Source organism: Verrucomicrobiia bacterium, from assembly GCA_019634625.1.
In the GTDB taxonomy this organism is placed as follows: domain Bacteria; phylum Verrucomicrobiota; class Verrucomicrobiia; order Limisphaerales; family CAIMTB01; genus CAIMTB01.
Map to the genome: position 1 here is coordinate 1 of JAHCBA010000018.1, position 19,652 is coordinate 19,652.

Annotated in this window: 15 protein-coding genes; 5 read left to right on the forward strand and 10 right to left on the reverse strand. The window is 63.9% G+C overall.

Going from position 1 to position 19,652, the window contains the following annotated elements; genetic code table 11:
* The 9 genes from KF833_12150 to KF833_12190 form a co-directional block, all read right to left on the reverse strand.
* Positions 1 to 639 (reverse strand): hypothetical protein (locus KF833_12150; GenBank protein MBX3746048.1); only part of this gene is annotated, 639 nt, incomplete at its 3' end.
* Positions 640 to 733: 94 nt separating this feature from the next.
* Entirely contained in the window at positions 734 to 1,522 is a 789-nt protein-coding gene (locus KF833_12155) for a type II secretion system protein (protein MBX3746049.1), read from the reverse strand.
* Positions 1,523 to 1,716: 194 nt separating this feature from the next.
* Positions 1,717 to 2,823 carry a hypothetical protein gene (locus KF833_12160; GenBank protein ID MBX3746050.1) on the reverse strand — a complete coding sequence of 369 codons (1,107 nt, stop codon included), beginning with the start codon at positions 2,821 to 2,823 and terminating at the stop codon, positions 1,717 to 1,719.
* A 254-nt stretch (positions 2,824 to 3,077) separates the two neighbouring features.
* Positions 3,078 to 4,157 carry a hypothetical protein gene (locus KF833_12165; GenBank protein ID MBX3746051.1) on the reverse strand — a complete coding sequence of 360 codons (1,080 nt, stop codon included), beginning with the start codon at positions 4,155 to 4,157 and terminating at the stop codon, positions 3,078 to 3,080.
* Between the two features lie 52 nt (positions 4,158 to 4,209).
* Positions 4,210 to 4,638 (reverse strand): hypothetical protein, encoded by a 429-nt coding sequence (locus KF833_12170; GenBank protein MBX3746052.1) that lies wholly within the window; start codon positions 4,636 to 4,638, stop codon positions 4,210 to 4,212.
* A 153-nt stretch (positions 4,639 to 4,791) separates the two neighbouring features.
* Complete coding sequence (locus tag KF833_12175) at positions 4,792 to 5,916, reverse strand: hypothetical protein (GenBank protein MBX3746053.1); 1,125 nt, start codon at positions 5,914 to 5,916, stop codon at positions 4,792 to 4,794.
* Positions 5,917 to 6,610: 694 nt separating this feature from the next.
* Positions 6,611 to 7,177 carry a hypothetical protein gene (locus KF833_12180; protein ID MBX3746054.1) on the reverse strand — a complete coding sequence of 189 codons (567 nt, stop codon included), beginning with the start codon at positions 7,175 to 7,177 and terminating at the stop codon, positions 6,611 to 6,613.
* A gap of 81 nt (positions 7,178 to 7,258) precedes the next feature.
* Positions 7,259 to 8,791, reverse strand: coding sequence for an SLC13/DASS family transporter (locus KF833_12185; GenBank protein ID MBX3746055.1), 1,533 nt, complete (start codon positions 8,789 to 8,791; stop codon positions 7,259 to 7,261).
* 59 nt (positions 8,792 to 8,850) lie between these two features.
* The gene (locus tag KF833_12190; GenBank protein MBX3746056.1) at positions 8,851 to 10,764 is read right to left on the reverse strand and encodes an ABC-F family ATP-binding cassette domain-containing protein; all 1,914 of its coding nucleotides are present in this window, start codon (positions 10,762 to 10,764) and stop codon (positions 8,851 to 8,853) included.
* A gap of 314 nt (positions 10,765 to 11,078) precedes the next feature.
* Between KF833_12190 and KF833_12195 the strand changes: the two genes are divergently transcribed.
* Positions 11,079 to 12,080: an aspartate-semialdehyde dehydrogenase gene (locus KF833_12195; GenBank protein MBX3746057.1), complete on the forward strand. Its 1,002-nt coding sequence runs from the start codon at positions 11,079 to 11,081 to the stop codon at positions 12,078 to 12,080.
* Between the two features lie 190 nt (positions 12,081 to 12,270).
* Here KF833_12195 and lspA read toward each other — a convergent pair whose 3' ends face one another.
* Positions 12,271 to 12,804: a signal peptidase II gene (gene lspA, locus KF833_12200; protein ID MBX3746058.1), complete on the reverse strand. Its 534-nt coding sequence runs from the start codon at positions 12,802 to 12,804 to the stop codon at positions 12,271 to 12,273.
* Between the two features lie 189 nt (positions 12,805 to 12,993).
* Between lspA and KF833_12205 the strand changes: the two genes are divergently transcribed.
* From KF833_12205 to KF833_12220, 4 genes are all read left to right on the forward strand, one after another.
* On the forward strand, positions 12,994 to 16,263 hold the full coding sequence (locus KF833_12205; protein MBX3746059.1) for a DEAD/DEAH box helicase: 3,270 nt from the start codon (positions 12,994 to 12,996) through the stop codon (positions 16,261 to 16,263).
* Positions 16,264 to 16,416: 153 nt separating this feature from the next.
* On the forward strand, positions 16,417 to 17,940 hold the full coding sequence (locus tag KF833_12210; protein ID MBX3746060.1) for a CotH kinase family protein: 1,524 nt from the start codon (positions 16,417 to 16,419) through the stop codon (positions 17,938 to 17,940).
* A gap of 152 nt (positions 17,941 to 18,092) precedes the next feature.
* Positions 18,093 to 18,872, forward strand: a complete 780-nt coding sequence (locus tag KF833_12215; GenBank protein MBX3746061.1) for a DUF4197 domain-containing protein — start codon at positions 18,093 to 18,095, stop codon at positions 18,870 to 18,872.
* Positions 18,869 to 19,624, forward strand: coding sequence for a type II secretion system protein (locus tag KF833_12220; protein ID MBX3746062.1), 756 nt, complete (start codon positions 18,869 to 18,871; stop codon positions 19,622 to 19,624). Before KF833_12215 ends, KF833_12220 begins: the two co-directional genes overlap by 4 nt.
* The last annotated feature ends 28 nt before the right edge of the window (positions 19,625 to 19,652 follow it).

Genomic DNA, 19,652 nt, shown 5'->3' on the forward strand with positions numbered 1-19,652 from the left:
GCCAATGAATTCGTGCTCGGGAGCCCGTTCAACGATATAGCGAATCTCGTTCGGGACATTTTCGGCCCAGCCGGTGGCATTGCCGTTAATGACGCCAAACCCGCCTTCGCTGGCCGCCTCGAATTCTTCACCAGATAGCCACCGGAGTGATCCGAGCTTTAAATGATGAATCCCGAGGCGCATCATTCTCCGAATTTCATCAATTTGGCTTTGGACGCTTTGCTCGAGCAATTCCGTTGAGTTAGTGATCCCATCTTGCGAATTGGAGAAAACCAACTCCGCGCTATCGCCAGAGAGCGCCCAAGCTTGCCCGCGGGAGAAGCCAACGATTGAGCCATTGCCCGCTAGTTTGTTGGCACCAGCGACCGAATTCGAAAGCGCCTTGAGATAGGCAGTTGCAGGTTGGATTGCCCCCTCCATCCAGATAACGCCCGCGTGGGACCGAGGTCTCTTGCCTGGTTCGATGACGCGATCCTGTTCGCCGGATCGTCCAAAGACAACTCTTTTAATCCAAGGCGGCCTCTCTAGAAAACTTCTGAAGTCGGCAGTTTCTGGCGAATCGGCGCTTGTTGCGGCGCCAAGCGACGACGCCGCACCCTCAGGTGCATCCGCTCGAATGTCGACAGTCATCAGAAACATTAGAGATGCAGATAGTAGCCGAATGCCGCGGATCGGCACCAAGCTCCGGGAGAGGCCACGTAAGTTGACCATTCGCTGAATTTGGTACTGCAACTCACCTGATGTGTGCATGGTCCTGGAGCCAGTGGAGGTCCTTCAATTGCTTGCCGACGAGAGGCATTCCGCCTGCCTTGACCGCGCGCATGCTACCTAGCCAGCGGCGGGTTTCGCAGTGTCCGTCGGCGAAGGAAAATGTGCCGGCGCGGTTATGACGAGCGGCAGGTGTATTGGGGCGAGTGGTTTCAGGACGCGGCCAAACAAGGAAGTGTCCGTCATCGATCGACATCTCATGTTCGTCCACGAAGACAAAGAGCGTCGCAGCCTGACCGCCCGCCTCCTCGATCTTTCGAAGGGTCTCAAATCGAGGGTGGGGATGCGCTCGAAATGAGTAATTTCCAGCAAATGTGCTATTGACAGAATAGCTTCGGGAGCGGCGTTTGCCCGAATCGAGGACTGGAGAATTGTCTGAGGGACAAACGAAAATCTGTGGCGTTGAACAGTAGGAGTACAGGACTCCCTCTTGAAGGTTCTTTTCGTCCTGGTCACGTGGGGCGCTACTCGGACCGCACCAAGAGTTCTTGGTGCTTCGCCAGGTGCCACCCTCGTTGTTTGACCAATTCAGAGCCAGAGATCCGCTGTGATCATCTGCATAGAGCTGCCATCCCACCTGGAGTTGCTTCAAATTGTTGAGGCAGGCGATGCCGCCTGCGCGCTGTTGAGCGCTCTGAATCGCGGGTAGGGTCAAACCGAAGAGAACTAGGACAATCGCAACCACTACCATCAGCTCGACGAGCGTAAATGCATCGCACCGTTCGCCACAACTGGCGACTCTTGGTTGCGTCATAACCTCCACTGGCCGCACCCTCCGGACTCCACTCCGGGCCCGAGTTTTGCGCTCTTGGAATCGCATCTTTCGGATTTTTCCTCTCTGATTTCGGAAATGTCGAAGTAATTATCATGATTCTCGCAGAAATCCACGGCAGCTGATTTTGTCTCGTATTTGCATCTCTGTGTTTAGTTGACTGTCTTGTTCCTTCTCTACTTGATCCTCCTGAGTAGAAGGATCAAAACTGGCAGGGCGGCCGTGATGCACAAGACAACCAACATTTTAGTGCGTCTGCCGGCTCGCCGCTGCTCTTCCAGGATATCATTCAGTCTATCGATGTACTTCGGCGAGTCCTTTAGATCCGCGATCGAGCGGATTCTGCCGTTTGTCGAGGTATAGCCCAACTCCCCAATAGGAATGGGATCTTCGGTGAAGCGCCTTTCAGTAACCCTCACCTTTGGGGGAAGGCTTGGTGGAAAACCAAGTTCATGGAGCGACGGATGCAATTCCGTCAGATAGCCGTCATAGCTGGAAGCCATTATCAAGTCTGCACTCTGTCTTGCTCCCGGTCTTGGTACAAGTATCGTTAGCTGAAATTGCTGAGGGACGGTAAACCCGGATGCATTCGTCCACTGCGACACTGTGTAGGTAACATTTGTCGTCCAGCCATGGAATGCTGCCTTTGGCTTCCCTGCCTCCAGTCTTCCGTCGGGCCCGGCGCGATACTGCTTTCCGTCCGATAAATACACGACGCGCTCCAAAAGATTGGGTTCGGAAGGATGGAGGGTCCATTTGGCAGGGACTGTGACTCCTGAGGCCAGGACCTCGTGCATTAGAATTGTTATCGGCAGAACCTGATTGGCAGTCCTTGATTGGAAATAGGCGGTCGAACAATATGCCAACCAGACGGGAGTTGTGAACGACATGTCCACAATCGGTACAACCCATGGATTGATTTCAACGTTCAGCGGAATCAGGCTGAGGTGCCGATCCTCCGAAATCACGTTTGTGGTGATCTTCCCCGATTTGAACTCCACCACCTCCTGCCCAACGACGGGTTGACTGACATGCGTCAAACGATACGAGTTCGTTCCGTCACCATAGTACTCATACTTCGAAACGGCCATTCCGTCACCGGATGAGGAAACATAGCTCAGATTTCCCTCTACCACGGCTTCGAATTCTTTTGTCCATGTTGCCTCCACTGTTCCCTCAAGCGAATAGGTTCTGTAGGTGACTTTCCCCAGCGCCCGAAATCCGGCGCCCTGCGCAACCCATGTCGATCCGAGCAGGACCAGAGCTGCCAGAGTTAGCGGCAACGTACTAGCCAGGCCAGTACTCGGAGAACCCAACCGGTATCTTTGCCTGCTGTTATTCGAGCATGGGTTGCTATTATTCATGGATTCATGGGAATCCATTCACCGTAGGCAACGAGGGTGGCAGCGAAGATTCCTGAGGCTAAAGCACAGACTTTCAAGATGCGACTGCAGCGGTTCATATGGCCTTTCATGGTTGGTTGGGTTGTTGTACGGATTTAACTCTGATTTGAGACTGCTCCCGGGTACAAATTCTCTCAGGATGCGCTTCCTTTTCGGCGCCAGACAATGAAGCCGATTGTCGGAACGACGGCCAGGATAGTGAGGAGTGCAGCCCATGTCTTGGTCCGTCCTTGCGACTCGTGGTGAGCAACTTCCAGGAAGCGGCGTTCCCTCAAGAGCTGGCGCTCAAAACGTTCTCGCAGGTCCTGAGATTCCGCTGGCAGGGGGATTCCGTTGGTGGCGAGATAGGTGACATTCGTGATGCCCGAACGGCGCAACCGGTCGTCGGTCACGATAATGGGGCCTCGCTCATCCAAGGGAGGAAATGCAATCGGTTCGGAGAGCTTCATGGCCCGCCTGCATGTTCCCCTAAGAGAGGCAATCGGGATCTCCTGAAGGATGCCATCAGCACCGAGGTGGGCCCGATACATTGCGACTTCGAACGCCGCGACGTACGAAAGTCCATTGATGAAGTCAACGGCAAGCGTTCGAAACTGCATTGCCCGCCATGGGTGCGCCGAATCGGTCGAAGTTTCCGTAAACACCAGATTTTGCAGTACATTGCCGGCATGATCCACCTCCTGCGTGTAAGGCATGGTGGCTTCCCGAGCCAGCTCGTAGTTCATGTTGAGGACCGGGCGGAGGCGTCCTGGGACCACCTCTTTGAGCGGCAGTGATGCGCAGTAGGCGAGCCATAGAGCACCGGTATAGAAGGCGTCCTGAGGCGGAAAGTCCTCCCGGTAAATCTCGAGGTTGCGGGTTATTGATGGCCGGTTCTCCTCATTGGTCCGCTGGCGATCCGGAAAGTCGGTCAGGACGTACAGATCCTGTTCCTGGTTCTTGAATACTGTGCGCGTTGGGTTTGGGCTGGATCGGGCGCTCGACTCATCCACTTCTGCGACACACTGAATGATCCAGCGCTGACTGCTCTCAACTTCGACGGTGAAGGCGACAGTGCGGACAAAGTCCACTGCATTGCTGCGATCATAGGTCTCGAAGGTCAGAAGGCCCTCAAAACGGTGTGCTGCGTCCACAGGCGGCGCCAGGAAGAACCATGCGGCAACGAGGCTGGAGCCGATGCCTCGTAGGTAGATCGAATTCAGGGGCTTGGGCACGTGTGTCAGGTGGGGCCGTGAGCAGCCGGTTGCCTCGTGATTATTCATCGCGTTAATGAAGCGTCTTGGGGGAAAGGCTGAAGCGCGGGTTGGGGCGTGCTGGTGTAAAATTTTTGGGCAGGAGAGTTACACTTCCCATGAAAAGGAATGCCAGGACGCCGATGGCCAGCGAATCCTGCGATGCGAATGAGAGCCGAAGGAGGTCCGGCAGGGCTCCCAGGCAGCCGAAGGTGCCCTTCCATCCGACCTGCCACGCGGCAAGGCGATAGACCCCGAACAGCATGGAGAGCCAGACGACGGCAAAGAGGCCTTCGACAGGAGGCCTGGACATGGCAAAGACGGCGACCGCGATCTCCAGAAGAATCACGCCGGAAAGGAGCTTCCTGAAATCGACTCCGAACACCGGATCGGTTCCGAGACGTACAGCTCCTACTGGGAATGCCAGACTCCACGCTTTGGCGATTGCGGTGACCAGGAGCACAACGGCTGCGAGGGTGGGGAGGCAGCGAATCGGAGGGACGAGCTCTGCGAGTCCTCAACCCAACGCTCCTTACCGTTGCGGCCTCGTGGAACTCGGCCCTCCGAAGCGCCGATTGGCGACATTGGCGACGTTTGCACCGCTCCCCACCATGGTTCATGTGCGGATGGAGTGTTCAGGGTGTCGGCCCCGGACTCGCTTGTGGATGAAGAGGAGGGGCGGCAGGAGCAGGGCAAGGACGAGTGCAGTTCTCAGCGAGGCCTTCCGAAGGGTTTCGACACGCTTTGCCCGCCTCATTTCAGCCTGCTTGGTGAAGAACAACTCCCTGGCGATGGGAGCGATTTCAACGGACGATAGTTCATTCGTGTCGTAGCCAACAGAGTATATCCCCAGATGGCGGTCATGGAGCCGGCGATCCGAGACGCGTATCCTGTCGGCCCGGATGGGCAGCAGGGAAGGGATTGCTTCGACTTCTCGAATCTCCCGAACTTCGATTCGATGGGTCGCTATTGGACCTGGAGCCCCATTGTTGGTTCCGGTGTTCCTTGTATCCGGTCCCACCTGAACAAACTCAACATGGCGCGGTACCCGATGGCGGCCGACGACGGCGAAATCGGCCATTTTAAAGTATCCAACAAGGGCGCCTTCAGTGTACCTCGCAACCGTTGCCTCCGAATATCTCATGACCTCGGGATCTGCGGAAGCAGCGAAGAGAAGCTCCGAGTCCCGCCAGCGACGCTTCAGATTGGCGTCCACCGTTATTTCACCTGTCAACTCGAGATGTTCGGGCGTTGGATGGGTCCATCGGTAGTCTGCCCGCATGATCAGTCCATCGCCATATCCTGTAGTCGTCCAAGGGGGCGCAAAGCGTCGTCCTGGACTGCCTTCTGGAAAGGCCCTTTCCGCACGCAACGCCAGGTAGATGAGGCCCTGCACTGTTCCGCCGCAGTTTGCAAGTTCCGTGATGTATTCGGTTCGCTCGAAGGTGACACTCCTGGGGTGATTGCCACTCTCGCAGTCCATCATTGTCAAATGGACACCTTCTTCGATAAGATCCGTGACCTGACACGAACCGAATGAGCCATACCTACCTCCCCCTGGAGGTGGGGAGATCGTGACAATCAATAGAGATTGGTCATCCATTGAAGCCCTTAACTCATGCGAGCGGTGTACCGTTTCTCCGGAGAAATCGGTTGTGTAAGTTAGTGCTCCTGCGATCTCCAGAGACTTGGCCAGGACCCCGCTTTTTGCCAGCATGAGGACACAAAGGGTCGCGAGCATGGGTTTGGCGTTCATCGTTGCGCTGTTTGGCCGATTCGTTGCATGGGCCCTCTCGGGGATTGAGCGTGGTTGTAATCAATGTGACGGGAAGGGGTCAAGGCTTGTTGGGGAACTTTTTTCGGCGTATCGCGGGTTGCTGCGGCAGGCCTCGCCCTCGCCAGTTGGAACGGGGAATGGGAGGGATTTGAAACCTGAAACCTGAAACCTGAAACCTGAGACCTGAGACCTGAGACCTGAGACCTGAGACCTGAAACCTGAAGGCTGAAGGCTGAAGGCTGAAGGGTGAGATTCAGTTTCCACGCGGAGTGGGAGGTGCAGGCACGATCGAGCCTGTCGGGCCGGGTCAAAGGCGACCTTCGAAATGGTGTGCCTGCAGGTTTTGGGACGAGGACGCGCGGGGTTCGGCCCTCCGATGCGCTGGGTACTCAACCCTAACTGCGGGATGCACCGTTCCGAGGGGGGGCGCCTCGCAGGTTCCTGCGGCAGGCCTCGTGCTCGTGCTCGTGCTCGTGCTCGTGCTCGTACTCGTACTCAGCCCGAAGGGCGGTACTCGTCCTTCGAGAGGACATGCACTTTGATTGATTGGGAATCTTCGAGGTTTACGGGGGGGTGATTGAGAGTAAGATCAAGATCAAGATCAAGATCAAGATTAAGATTAAGATTAAGATTAAGACTGTGGTTGTTGGGGGGGGGGTTAGGGGGTGCGGGGGGGGGCGGGGGATTGCTGGCGGCGTTCGAGGACTTCGAGGATGCCGACGATGAAGCTTTCCGAGTATCCGGCGAGGAAGCACCAGACGAGGAGTTTGCCGAGGTCCTGGACGGTGGCCGGCCGGATCTGGAGGACCTGCTGCATGCTGAGAAGGGTGCCGTCGGGGATTTCGGGGGAGGTGAAGAGGGGAAAGAGGTTGCTGGTGAAGAGGCCTTGTCCGCCTTCGCCGGTGAGGATGCCGGACATGAAGAGGAGATAGGCGACGCCGGCCATGAGGGCGCCATAGACGAGGGGCATGATGACTGCGGTGAGATGGGTGGCGAACCGGGCGACGACGTCGTCGGAGCCTCCCTTGAGGCGGCGCAGGAGCGAGAGGCTGCCGCCGAGGGCGCCGAGCAGGAGGGATCCGGGGACGGAGCCGAGGTGTCCGGGAAAGCGGTTGCCGATGATGACGAGGGCGACCACGCCGGCGACGAGGAGGGCCTGGGCAAGGAAGATGCGCCGGAGGACCGTGGCCAGGGGGTCGGGGGGCGTTTCGGGAGGGAGGTTCATGGGGCGGCAGGGGGTGGGGGGGAGGGGGACGGGGAGAGGGTCGGCAATGGGTGTGGGGCGCTGTCAAGCGTGGAACGGATGTCAGCGGGCCGGGGCGAGGGCGAGGACGCAGGCGACGACGACGACGCAGCCGACGAGGTCGAGCCAGAGTCCGTGGCGGACCATGCTGAGGAGGGGGACGGCGCCGGAGCCGTAGGCGAGGGCGTTGGGCGGGGTGGAGACGGGGAGCATGAAGCCGAGGGAGCAGCCGAGGCAGGAGGCGATGGCGGGTTGAAGCGGATCGACGCCGGCGGCCTGGGCGACGGCGATGGCCACGGGAACGATCATGGTGGCGGAGGCGGTGTTGGAGGTGGCTTCGCTGACGATGAGGCCGGCAAGGGCGAAAAGGAGGGTGAGGGAGAAGACGGAGGGATTGGGAATCGCGGCGGCGATGCCTTCGCCGGCCCAGCGGGCGAGTCCGGTGGTGAACATGAGGTCGCCGAGGGCCATGCCGCCGCCGAAGAGGAGGATGGTGCCCCAGTCGATGCGGGCGGCGTCGGGCCAGGCGAGGGTGCGTTCGGTGGCGCCTTTTCCGGCCGTGGCGGGGAGGGCGAAGAGGAGGCCGGCGGCAAGGAGGGCGACGATGCCCTCGGGGAGTCGTTCGCGGAGGAACAGGGAGGCGGGGGCGTCGCGACCGGCGAGGAGGGCGACGAGACCGGGCAGGATCCAGAGGGCGATGGCGGAGCCGAAGACGGCGGCGATCTGGATCTGGGGGCGGGACCATGGACCCAGGCGGGCGGCTTCGGCCCGAATCCAGGTGGCGCCGTTCCCGTTCCAGGCATGGCTGTGACGGTGGACCCGATGGAAGTGGGCGATGAGGAGGAGGGTCAGGACGAGGGCGGCGGGGAGGGCGAAGCGCATCCACTCGAAGAAGGCGATCTTGCGGTCGAGGGAACGTTCGATGAGGCCGATGCCGATGAGGTTGGGGGGGGTGCCAATGGGGGTGGCGAGACCGCCGAGGGAAGCGGCGAAGGCCACGACGAGGATGAGACTGGTGGCATGAGGTTGATGGCGCCAGTCGCGGTGGGCCTGGCCGGCTTCGGGGTCCTGGCGGGTGGCGAGTTCGCGGAGAACGGCGACCGCGATGGGGAGCATCATGGCGGCGGTGGCGGTGTTGGAGACCCAGGCGGAGAGAAAGGCGGTGAGGAGGCCGAAGCCGGCGAACAGGCCGAGGGGATGCGAGCCGACGCGGGGGAGGGCGAGGACCGTGAGGGCGATGCGGCGGTTGAGTCCGTGCTTGATCATGGCCTCGGCGAGGAGGAATCCGCCGAGGAAGAGGAAGATCACCGGATCCGAGAAGGGACGAAGGGTATCGCGGGCGTTGGCCACGCCAAGGACGACGCAGAGGGCGGGTCCGATGAGGGCGGTGGCGGCGAGGGGGAGGGCTTCGCTGAGCCACCAGGCTCCGACGAGCGCGATGACGGCGAGGAGGCGGTGGGCGGGTTCATCGAGGCCGGGAATGGGAAGGCACCAGACGAGTAGGAAGAGAATGGGGCCGGCGACGAAGCCGAGGCGGCGGCGGACGTTTTCGAAGCGTTCTTCGGCGGGGGAGAGGAGGCTTTGAGTCGGGGACACGGGGAGGGCAGAGGGCGGAAGGCGGAGGGAGGAGGGCGGAAGGCGGAGGGAGGAGGGGGTCAGGGGGTTTCGAGGCGTTGGAGGGCTTCGGCGGCCTGTTCCCATTCGGCGTGGCGGAGGGGGAGATCCTGGTGGAGGTCCTGGAGTTCGCGGTTGATGGCGACGGCGCGGCCGGGGGCCTGGTAGGTGGCGGGGTCTTCGAGTTCGGCGACGAGTTCCTTTTCGCGGGATTCGAGGGAGGCGATGGCCTTTTCGAGGTCGGTGACGCGGCGCTGGAGGTCGCGGCGTTCGCGGGCCTGGGCCTGGCGGGCTTCGGCGGCGGCACGCTTCTGGTCCTTGCGGGACGGTTCGGCGGGGGCGGTTGGGGAAGGGGAGGCGGAAGCGGGGCGGGCGTCGGGGAGGGCGGCGCCCCGGCCGGTGAGGCCGTCGCGGGCGGACTGGCGGGTTTTGTCGAGGTAGTACTCGTAACCGCCGGGGTAGTGGGTGAGCTGGCCGGCGCGGACGTGGACGACGTGATTGGAGATGGAACGGATGAAATGGACGTCGTGGCTGATGAAGATGAGGGTGCCGGCGTACTGGAGGAGGGCGGCGATGAGGGCATCGACGCTGGGCATGTCGAGGTGGGTGGTTGGCTCGTCCATGAGGAGGAGGTTGGGCGGGTCGAGGAGGAGTTTGACCAGGGCGAGGCGGCTTTTCTCGCCGCCGCTGAGGACGCTGACGGGCTTGAAGACATCGTCACCGCGGAAGAGGAAGCTGCCGAGGACGGTGCGGACGGCGGTTTCGGTGACGCGCTGGGGGGTGTCGAGGGCCTCTTCGAGGACGGAGCGGTCGGGGTTGAGGGTGTCGAGGCGGTACTGGGCGTAATAGCCGGCGCGGACGTTATGGCCGAGGGCGTGTTCGCCGGCCTGAGGCTGGAGGACGCCGGCGAGGAGTTTGAGGAGGGTGGATTTGCCGGCGCCGTTGGGGCCGACGAGGACGATGCGTTGTCCGCGCTCGGCGGAGAAATCGAGGCGGGGATAGACACAGAGGTCGCCGTAGGCGAAGCGGACGCCGTCGAGGCGGATGACGCGGAGGCCGCTGCGTTCCGGTTGAGGGAACCGGAAGCCGACGGTGGGGCCGTCGATGTCGGGGCAATCGACCTGGTCCTCCCGGAGCCGCTCGATGAGCTTCATCTTGCTCTGGGCCTGGGTGGCCTTGGTGTTCTTGGCGCGGAACCGGTCCACGAACTCCTGGAGTTGATCGATGCGGCGCTGCTGGGCCTTGGCGGTGGCGGCGAGGGCGCGTTCGGTGGCTTCGCGCTGGGAGAGGTAGCTTTCGTAGTTGCCGGTGTATTTGAAGAGGCGGCCCTGGCGGAGTTCGACGATGTGGGTGGAGAGGCGGTTGAGGAACTCGCGGTCGTGGGAGATGAGGAGGAGGGCGCCGGGATAGGAGCGGAGGTAATCCTGGACCCAGAGCAGGACTTCGAGGTCGAGATGGTTGGTCGGTTCGTCGAGCATCAGGAGGTCGGGTTCCCAGACGAGGAGGCGGGCCAGGTGGGCGCGCATGACCCAGCCGCCGCTGAGCTGGCGGGCGGGGCGGTCGTAGTCGGACTCGCGAAACGCCAGGCCGGCGAGGATGCGTTTGGCGCGGGCGACCGTTTCGCCGTCCACGGGGGCGGGGATGGGGTGTGATTCCGGGGCGGAGGCGGGATCGCCGCCGGGGGGGTGGGAGTGACCGAGGGCGAGATCGAGGACGGTTTCGTCGCCGGCCGGGGCGCTTTCCTGGGGGAGAAAACCGACGCGTGTGCCGCGGGCGAAGGCGACGGTGCCGTCATCGGCGGTTTCCTGGCCGAGGAGGATGCGGACCAGCGTGGATTTGCCGGCGCCGTTGGGGCCGACGAGTCCGACGCGGTCGCCGGCCACCAAGGCAAGGGCGGCGTCGGCGAAGAGCGTCCGGCCGCCGTAGGCTTTGGAGAGGCCGCTGAAGGTCAACATGGGGGACGAGGATGCCGGGATTGGGAGTTGGGTTCAATGGGTGGAGGGAAGCGGGGGGTGGCGGTGTTGCGGAGCGGCAAGGGTGGAGGGGATGGGGGGAGGGCCTGCGGCATCGATCGCGATCCCGATTTCGAGGGGAGAGGGACGAGTTCCACAGGGTCGTACGGGTGTGGAGCGATGGGATGAGGACTCGCGGAGCTCGTCCCTCCGATTGGCTGCCTCCTCACCGACACCTTGGGGATGCACCGGCGGCGGTGGCGGGCGATTCGGGAGCTTTGACATGGGGGAGCGGGGGGGTAAGCTCGCCGGCTCTTATGAATCGGAATCCTCGGGTGGCGGTGGTGGGAGCCACGGGTGCGGTGGGTGTGGAGATGGTGGAGACGCTGGTGCGGCGGCGTTTTCCGCTGAGCTCGCTGACGCTGCTGGCGTCGGCGCGGTCGGCGGGGCGGGTGCTGAAGGCCGGGGGTGGGGAGTGGAAGGTGGAGGAATTGAAGGCGGATTCGTTCGGGGGCCTGGACCTGGCGCTGTTCAGCGCGGGGGGGGCGATCTCGAAGGAGTATGCGCCGCTGGCGGCGAGGGCGGGATGCGTGGTGGTGGACAACTCGAGCGCGTTCCGGATGGACGAGGCGGTGCCGCTGGTGGTGCCGGAGATCAACCCGGAGGATGTGCGGCTGCACCGTGGGATCCTGGCGAATCCGAACTGCACGACGGCGATCACGTTGATGGCGCTGCATCCGCTGCACCGGGCGTTCGGGGTGGTGCGGATCTTCGCGTCATCGTACCAGGCGGTGTCGGGGACGGGGGCGAAGGCGATCGATGAACTGCGGCGGCAGGTGGGCGAGGTGGAGGCGGGGCGGGAGCCGACGACGGAGGTCTATGCGCATCCGATCGCGTTCAATGTGATTCCGCAGGTGGATGGGTTTTTGCCGGACGGGTACACGAAGGAGGAGATGAAGCTGCAGAACGAGGGGCGGAAGATCATGCATCATCCGACGTTCCGGGCGAGCATCACGTGTGTGCGGGTGCCGGTGTACCGGGCGCATTCGGTGGCGGTGAGCGCGGAGTTCGAGCGGCCGGTGACGCCGGAGCTGGCCCGGGAGGTGTTGTCCGGGGCGCCGGGGGTGGATGTGGTGGACGAGCCGGAGGCGGGGCTGTACCCGATGCCGCTGCGGGCGAGCGGGCTTTACAACTGCCAGGTGGGGCGGATTCGACGGGACTGCGCGATGGAGAACGGGCTGGCGTTCTGGGTGTCGGGGGACCAGTTGCTGAAGGGGGCGGCTTTGAACGCGGTGCAGATTGCGGAGCTGCTGTTGTAGGGGGGTGGAGTTGGGAAGGGTGGGGTGGGAGGGTGCGGGCACGCTAAAGCGTGGACACCAAGCGCTTGGGGGGCGTGGGGAGGTTGGGGGATTGCGTGGGATGGGGGGCGGGGTGGAGTTGGGAAGGGATGGGTGGGAGGGTGCGGGCACGCTGAAGCGTGGACACCAAGCGGCCGGGGGGGGCGGGGTGTTACGGTGCTGGATGGGATGGCGGGGGGGCGGTGGCGTTGGGAGGCTGGTGGGAATCCGGGTGGGACCGCCAGGAAAGCAGGAAGACGATGCCGACGCCGGTGCAGATGGCGGTATCGGCGATGTTGAAGGCGGGGAAGCCGAGTTCGACGCCGTCGCGGCGGTGAAGGTGGAAGTAGATGAAATCCACGACGTGGCGGTGGACGATGCGGTCGAGGAGATTGCCGGCGATGCCGCCGAGGATGAGGCCGAGGGCGACCTGACCGGGGCGGGTATGGGCCTCGAAGTAGTGGCGGGCGATGAAGAGGACGACGAGGGCGAGGGCGGAGACGGCGGCGAGGAGATGATTGTTATCGTGGAAGAGGCTCCAGGCGGCGCCGGTGTTGCCCCAGTGGACCCAGCGGAAGAAGCCGGGGATGACCTCGACCTCGCGGCCGAGGGGGAGTCGATGGACGACGATCCACTTGGTGAGTTGATCGAGGGCGAAGAGGGCTGCGGCGATCGAGACGATGCGCCGTTCCGGGGAGCGCTTCATGGGTGGGGGATCGGAGCGGTCACGAGGCCCGGTCGTGTAGCAGTCCCCGGGTTCCGGGTCACGCGGGAAAGGCTTGGGAACGGGCGGGAATGGGGCAGACAACCCTATTAATCCCCAATAATGCATTGACCCGTGATGTCGCGCTGTGCGGCAATGAAGATTCGTTGAGGGCTTTTTTTTAACGACACCATGCCCAGAGGTCGCAAGAACACCGGGACTCCCGTCATTCGCTCGTCAGCCGCCGCGGCGCGGTACGACGCCCACCACAACGTGCTTGGGCGCGCCTATGGCGCGCTGGCGGATCTGCGACGGGAGCTGTCCGATTCGAAGAGCGCCGTGGCGGAGCGGACGGAGATTCTGAACCAGTTTGCGGCCTGCGCGGACCGGCAGCGGGCGTGGCTGTTGTTGGAGGATTATTTCGAGAAGTTGTCCTTGGCGCGCCGGGATTTCCCGGGGGACGACTGGTGGACCCGGTTGATGGCGGCGCAGGGGAAGGCGCGGCTGGAGGAGACGGCGCATTTATTTTTGCGGGCGAACCGGGCGCTGCCGAACGAGCTGTTGAGCCATGCGAACTTCGAGCGGTTTGCGCAGCAGCAGCAGGCGGAGCGGGACCAGCAGATGGTGGGGGATCTGGAGCGATGGTTGTTTCCTCCGGCGCCGGACCATCTGGATTCGCCGCGGGCGGGGCTGCGGGTGTTGTGCGAGGCGCGGCGTGGGGAGAACGGGGACGGGCTGAGCCGGCTGGCGATCACGTTCAATGTGGTGCGGAGCCGGACGGGGCAGAAGGAGCGGACGTTGCAGGAGGTGATCGAGCTGACCTTGCGGGCGACGCAGGAGCAGGAGTTGTTTCCGCCGGAGGACTGGGAACTGATCCGCTGGCTGGCGGAGAACTACCGTCAGCGGGACCCGATGCCGGAGCCGCTGCTGATCGAGGGGGTGGAGTTGCTGCGGTGGCTGTTGAGGTGGGGGCGGCTGGAGCGGATGCTGGCGGTGGCGGAGCCGCATGCGCCGCTGCGGTTCCGGGGCCAGCTGGCGCGGTTCATTTACCGGTTGGACAATGGGGACCGGGAGTTGAGCCTGGCGCATTCGCTGGCCACGCCTGGGGGGGCGTTTCCGCTGGAGGAGGCGCATTTCTTTTCGGGGGAGCTGCCGCTGGTGCTGGTGGGCGGGGAGTTCCACCTGGTGGAGAATCCGCCGGCGAACCGGTTGTTGAGCGGGCTGCTCGAGAAGCCCGTGCTGCCGATTCGCAAGCTGAGCCACCGGCTGCTGACCCAGCTTCGGCGGGCGCATTCCAAGGAGGACAACCGTTGGGACAGCCTGTGCACGACGCACGCGGCGCAGCCGCAGTTCGTGTTCGAGCTGAGCGAGGAGGTGGTGCGGTTGCGGCTGATGGCGATCAGCGAGCGGGACCAGTCGCCCTGGCAATGGAACGGGCACGAGTGGGTCTATGCGGGGCCGGGGACGCGCAAGGGGGAGAAGCCGGACCTGATGGACGACGCGCGGTTGGACGACGCGATCGCGTGGCTGCGCCGGCTCGACTGGTTCACGCCGGAGCCCGGGGTGTGGGTGGGGGATGCGAACGAGAACTTTCTGGGGACGCTGTCGCTGGTGTGGTCGAGCAAGCCGGCGGGGGCGGAGTTTCTGGGGAACCCGGCCTTCCAGCGGTTGTTCCTGCAACCGCGCAAGCTGAAGCCGAAGCTGCTGGTGCGGGGGAGCGGGATCGACTGGCTGTCGGTGTCGGCGGAGTGGGAGCAGGAGGGGATGCGGCTGTCCCCGGCGGATCTGCAGCGGCTGGCCTCGGCAACGAGCCGGTACGTGAAGCTGCCGGACGCGGGATGGGTGGAACTGGACACGGAGGCGGTGACGCAGGCGCACGAGACCATGGCGGAGCTGGGCGTGGACGGGTTGGTGCCGATTGCGCAGAAGGTGGACATGGTGCAGGCGAAGTCGCTGGAGGACGGGGCGCTGCAGAAGTTCGGGGATTCGCCGGAGGCACGGGCGCTGCGACAGCGGTTGAGCCAGTTCAAGGGGGTGCCCGAGGTGGAGCTTCCGGAAGGGCTGGATGCCGAGATGCGCCCGTACCAGAAGGAGGGCTTCGATTTTCTCTGTCATCTGCACAACGTCCGGCTGGGCGGGATTCTTGCCGACGACATGGGGTTGGGGAAGACGCTCCAGACCCTGGCGTGGCTGCTGTGGCTCAAGCTGAAGCACGGGAAACGTTCGAAGCCGGTGCTGGTGATTTGTCCGGCGTCGGTGCTGCACAACTGGCGGCGGGAAGCCGAGAAGTTCACGCCGGCGATGCGGGTGCTGGTGATGGAGAGCGGGTACATGCGCCATCAGTTGCGGAAGCAGATTCCGAACTTCGACATCGTGGTGACCAACTACGCGTTGTTGCGGCGGGACCTGGAGGAGCTGCAGAAGTTCGATTTCCAGGCGCTGGTGCTGGACGAGGCGCAGTTCATCAAGAACCCGGGCGCCCAGGTGACGCAGTGCGTGAAGCAGTTGAAGGCGCAGACGCGGCTGGCCCTGACCGGCACGCCGCTGGAGAACCGGCTGCTCGACCTGTGGAGCATCGTGGACTTCATCCAGCCGAACTACCTCGGCACCCAGGTGGACTTCAACGAGACCTACGAAGCGCCGCGGGAAGACCCGGCGGGCCAGCGGATCAACCGGCGGCGTCTGTCGGCGAAGCTGCGTCCGCTGATGCTGCGCCGTCTCAAGCAGCAGGTGGCCAAGGACCTCCCCGACCGGATCGAGGAACGGCGCGACTGCGAACTGGGCGAGGAGCAGCGGAAGATGTACCTGGCGGAGCTGCGGCGGAGCCGGGACCAGGTGATGCAGGCGTTGCAGACCAAGGGGCTGGCCCAGAGCCGCATGCATGTGCTGGCGGCGCTGACCCGGCTGCGGCAGATCTGCTGCCATCCGCAACTGGTCGGGAGCAACACCGCTTCGGGCAAGACGGAGACCCTGTTCGAGCTGCTCGAGCCCTTGCTGGAGAAGGGGGAGAAGGTCCTCGTGTTCTCGCAGTTCGTCGAGATGCTGAAGCTGATCGAGAAGGAGTGCGGCACGCGCGAGATCGCCACGCACATCCTCACGGGCAACACCAAGGACCGCCAGGAGGTGGTGACCGCCTTCCAGGAGGAGAAGCGGGCCTGCGTGTTCCTGCTGTCGCTGCGGGCGGCGGGCACGGGTTTGAACCTCACCACCGCCAGCTACGTGATCCTGTACGATCCGTGGTGGAACCCGGCGGTCGAAGCCCAGGCCATCGACCGGTCGCACCGGATCGGCCAGACGCGGACGGTCAACGCGTACCGGCTGATCAGCCCGGGGACGGTCGAGGAGAAGATCTGGGATCTGCAGCAGAAGAAGGCGCAGACCATCAGCGACGTGCTGGGCGAGGAAGGCTTCGCCAAGAATCTGTCGAGCACCGATCTCGAGTACCTGTTCTCGGAGGACTGATACGGCTGAGGCCGGTGAAAGCAGGCTTGCTTGGGGCGGGGGGAGAGGCGTAGAGGATCGGACATCGAACCGCCTGTCCTCAGCGCACCCCTGAATCCACCGCCCCGGCGTCCGCGACGGTCCTGGGCGCGTCGGCTGCTGATCTTCGGATTGGTGCTGGCGGGAAGCGGGGTGGGGCTGGTGGTGGGGTTGGGGGTGACGGGGTATCTGCTGTGGCAGCGGCCCGGGGTGCGGACCTGGGTGATGGAGCGGTCCCTGGAGGGGCAGTTGCGCAGCCTGCAGGAGCCGGGGACGGGCGGCGGGCCGGCGTACGAGGGGCCGGTGTGGGAGGCGCGGGGACTGGCGTCGGGGGAGGCATTGTACGACCCGATGCGGATCTGGGAGGGGCACCTGCGGTTCACGGCGGAACAGTGGGAGGGGCTGGGTCCGGTGCGGATTCCGTCGATGCCGGACTGGCTGGGGCCGGACGGCACGCCACGATTGCGCAATCCGCATGCGGCCCGGCCCGGGGTGGCCGGCGTGTTCGGGTTCGATCTGCCGTGGTCGCGGGGCGACTTCGAGTTCGGGGGGGTGGTGTTCACGAATGTCGGGGCGCGATTCAAGGGGAACGGGACGTTCCTGGCCGGGCTGCGGAGTTATCGACGTCCGTTCAAGCTCGACCTGAACCGGCATGTCCGGGGTCAGAGGCTGGCGGGACGTTCCACGCTGAACCTGCACAATCTCGAGGCGGACCGGTCGTTCTTGAGCGACACGCTGGGGTACGAGTTTTTCCGGGACGCGGGGGTGCCGGCGCCACGGACCACCTTTCTCCGCCTGTATCTGGGGATTGAAGGGCGGTGGGAGCGGGAACTGCTGGGATTGTACCTGATGGTCGAGAATCCCGATGCGGCCTGGTTGCGTTCGGCGTTCGGGGTGGATGGCGTGGCCCTGTACAAGCCGGTCACGCCGGAACTGTTCGATGACTTGGGGGACGACTGGGCGGCGTATGCGGCGGTCTATGATCCCAAGACGAAACCGGACGAGGGGCAGCAGCGGCGTTTGATGGAATTGTGCCGCTGGGCGACCCGTGCGGAAGGCGCGGCGTTTGAGGAGGGGTTGGAGGGGTTTTTCGACCTGGATGCCCTGGCCCGGTTCTTCGCCGCGCTCTGCCTGACCGCCAGCTACGACAGCGTGCTGGACAACGGACAGAACATGTTGTTCTGGCACGATCCGCGGACCGACCGGTTCGGGTTCAGTCCATGGGATCTGGATCATTCGTGGGGCGAGTTCCCGTTTGTGGGCACGGCGGAGCAGCGGGAACGGGCGAGTCTCTTTCACCCGTGGGTGGGGCGGAAACGGTTTCTCGAGCGGTTGTTCGCGTCGGAGATTTTTCTGCGGCGGTACCGGGCGGAACTGGAGCGGATGCTCGGGACGCAGTTCGTGCCGGAACGGCTGGATGCGCGGCTGGACGAGCTGGCGGCGCTGATTCGTCCGGCGGTGGCCGAGCAGTCCGGCCGGCGGCTGGGGCAGTTCGAGCGTGCGGTGGGCGAGCCGGATTATTCGGGGCCGAGGGACCGGCACGTGCATGACGAGCGGCGGCGGGCGGTTCACCAGCTCAAGCGGTTCTTCGCGGCGCGCGCGGAGGAAGCGCGGGCGCAACTGGAGGGGAGATCGGCCGGGGTCATCCTCGGGCGCTGAGCCCTTCGCGGCCCCGGGGAGGTGTCCATGAACGCGCGGAAAGGGCTCTCCGTGCTCCCTGCCGCAATGGGCAGGGATTCAGAGCAGGGCAGGAGGGAGTGAGGGCAATGGTGGGATGCATATTGAGAGCAGAAAGAGAGCGGAGAAAAACCATGATGCGTGAACGTCGGATCAGGAGCTGGGTGGCAGGGTTGCTGGTGGTGCTGTGCGTGCCGCTGGCGGCGGAGGCGAGTTTGTGGGAGCGGTTGGGGTTGCGGAAACGGGCGGCGACGGCGGAGGCGCCGACGGAATCGGAACTGGTGTCGGGATTGAAGGAGGCGTTGCAGCGGGGCGTGCGACAGGCGGTGGACCGGTTGGGGCGGGAGGACGGATTTCTGGCCGATGCGCAGGTGAAGATCCCGATGCCGGAAGGGTTGCAGCGGGTGGAGGGCGTGTTGCGAACACTGGGACAGGGGCATCTGGCCGATGAATTCACGGTGGCCTTGAACCGGGCGGCGGAGGCGGCGGTGCCGGAGGCGGCAGCGATCCTGGGGGATGCGATCTCGAAGATGACCCTGGCGGACGCGCGCGACATCGTGATTTCGACCAACACGGCGGCGACGGATTACTTCCGGAGGACGAGCTTCGGCGACCTGGAGGCGCGTTTTCTGCCGCGGGTGCGGGAGGCGACGGAGAAGGCGGGGGTCACCTCGGCCTACAAGCGGGCACTGGACCGGGCGGGGTTGGGGGCGGGCGGTGGCGGAGGGTTGCTGGGAGGGTTGGGGCGGTCGCTGCTGGGGCCGGAGAATCTTGATCTCGACGCCTACGTGACCCGGAAGAGCCTGGACGGGTTGTTTTTGAAGATTGCGGAGGAGGAGCGCCGGATCCGGGACGATCCGGCGGCGCGGACCAGCGCGCTGCTGGAGCGGGTGTTCGGGCGGGTGTGGCGATGAACAGGAAGGAGGGCGCGGTGAGACACGAGGAAACGCATCGGTCGGGGGTGGGGCAGGAGCGGGGCCGTTGGGGATGGCAGGGGTTCACGTTGATCGAATTGCTGGTGGTCATTGCGATCATTGCGATCCTGGCGAGCATGCTGCTTCCGGCATTGAGCCGGGCGAAGACGCAGGCGCTGACGGCGCGGTGCCTGTCGAACCTGCGGCAGGTGGGGATCTCGATGGCGATGTACACGGGGGACAATTCGGACCGGTTTCCGTACTCGGGGCGGCGCTGGCCCCAGATGCCGTTTGTGGATCTGCTGCGGTTGCTCGATCCGTACATCAGCACGAACGGGCGGGCGTTCTATCTGTGTCCGGCGGACAAGGGGCTGCCGTGGAACATTGCCTGGGCGCGCCAGCACGGCGGGGGGAACAACCTGCGGACCAACGAGCTGCCGTTCGCGAATTCGTACTACTACTATCACCAGTTCTACAACGACGACACGTACGCGCCGCAACTCACGCCCCGGACGACCACGGAGGTGAAATACCCGGCCCAGAAGGGGATCGCGCCGTGTTTTGCCGAACCGGAGCACGGACACCTGGGGGACCGGAACATCGCCCACGGGAAGGACGGGTTTCCGTTGCTGTTCGTGGACGGGCATTCCGAATTCGCGAAGTACCGGCGGCTGAACAAGACGGAGCCCTACGGGGAATACAACCTCGACTGGACCGTGGGCGGGCTGACCCAGGGGCGGGATCTGCGGTAGGGGAACGGAAGCGTCGCGGCCCGGATGG